We start from the raw sequence: 1,099 nt of genomic DNA, 5'->3' as shown, positions 1-1,099 counted from the left end.
GTCCAGCGTGGACACGCGCGGAATGGTGCGCAAAAACTGCGACACATAACCCATGGTGCGCCGGCGCACATCAAACACTTCGCGCGCCTCGGCCTGGCCCAGGTTTACCCAGTTGTCCAGATGGCGGATACGCACCTCACCACTCGTGGCACCGTAGTTGCCGTACAGGCAGCGCAGCAGAGAACTTTTGCCGCTGCCGGAGTGGCCAGTCAGCGCCAGGCATTCACCGGCTTGCACCTGCAGATCGATGTTGGCAAACACCGGCAACTTGGCCCCTGCGCGGTTATGCAGGGTAAAGGTTTTGCACAGGGCAATGGTTTCAATTGCAGCAGTCATAGTGTCCGCGCTCAGGGGGTCAAAACCGAAGAAACCAGCAACTGGGTGTAGGGGTGCTGGGGGTCGTCCAGCACCCGGTCGGTCAGGCCCTGCTCGACCACCTGGCCGTCTTTCATGACCATCATGCGCTGCGCCAGCAGGCGTGCCACGGCAAGGTCGTGCGTGACCACTACGGCGGCCAGTTGCAGCTCGTCCACCAGCTCGCGCAGCAGGTCCAGCAACCTAGCCTGCACCGATACATCCAGGCCAGTAGTGGGCTCGTCCATAAACACCAGGCGCGGATGGGTCACCAGGTTGCGCGCAATCTGCAAACGCTGCTGCATGCCGCCGGAGTAGGTGGCGGGCAAATCGTCTATGCGGGTGGTGTCCAGCTCCACACGCTGCATCCACGACAGGGCTTTGCTGCGCAGCCCGCCGTAGTTGCGCGCGCCCAGCGCCATCAGGCGCTCTCCCACATTGGCACCGCCCGACACATTCATGCGCAGGCCATCGCGGGCATGTTGCTCCACAAAACCCCAGTCGGTGCGGGCCAGCCAGCGCAATCGGGCTTCCGAGAGTTCGGCCAAATCCACCAAACCGGCAGACGCTTCGTCGGACTCGGCGCGCACGTCGTAGTGCACCGATCCCTCGTCACAGGCATGGCGCGCAGCCAGCAGGCGCAGCAGCGTGCTTTTGCCCGAACCCGACTCCCCCACCACGGCCAACACCTCACCGGGGTACAGATCAAAACTTACACCCCTGCACGCCCAACGCGGCTGGCCCT

2 protein-coding genes are annotated in these 1,099 nt (G+C 63.6%); both read right to left on the bottom strand.

Annotated elements, in window-relative coordinates; translation table 11 throughout:
* Positions 1-336: ATP-binding cassette domain-containing protein (locus tag AC097P_RS23805; protein WP_479612906.1), on the bottom strand; the 336-nt coding region annotated here is incomplete at its 3' end.
* 11 nt (positions 337-347) lie between these two features.
* On the bottom strand, positions 348-1,099 hold a 752-nt coding region (gene phnK, locus AC097P_RS23800), incomplete at its 5' end, for a phosphonate C-P lyase system protein PhnK (RefSeq protein WP_479612905.1).

The sequence above is a fragment of the Rhodoferax sp. ZS1R8 genome, from assembly GCF_056521325.1.
The sequence above is the reverse complement of the archived record's forward strand: the minus strand, read 5'-3'. Positions and strand labels throughout refer to the sequence as shown.